This window comes from Stenotrophomonas sp. AS012628, from assembly GCF_010608305.1.
Lineage (GTDB): Bacteria > Pseudomonadota > Gammaproteobacteria > Xanthomonadales > Xanthomonadaceae > Stenotrophomonas > Stenotrophomonas geniculata.
This window is the reverse complement of record NZ_VMBJ01000303.1, coordinates 1-217: the sequence shown is the minus strand read 5'-3', so window position 1 is coordinate 217 and position 217 is coordinate 1. Positions and strand designations below refer to the sequence as shown.

Genomic DNA, 217 nt, shown 5'->3' with positions numbered 1-217 from the left:
ACCAACAACAGTTTCGAGGACCTGACCCTCACGGCTGGCCAGGTCAGTTTCACCAAGTACTACAACCAGAGTGGCCACCGTCGCCTCGGCTCGTACTACGGCGAACTGCCGGGCGACCGCGACAGCCATCATCTCAGCTGGCTGGGCGGCACCTGGGGCGGCATCGAGGGCTTCACCAGCAGCCTGTACGCCGCCGAACTGCAGAACGTCTGGAAGC

1 protein-coding gene is annotated in these 217 nt (G+C 63.6%); it reads left to right on the top strand.

Annotated elements, in window-relative coordinates; translation table 11 throughout:
• The coding region (locus G5A07_RS22020) for an OprD family outer membrane porin (RefSeq protein WP_191864049.1) at nucleotides 1-217 on the top strand (217 nt) is incomplete at both ends.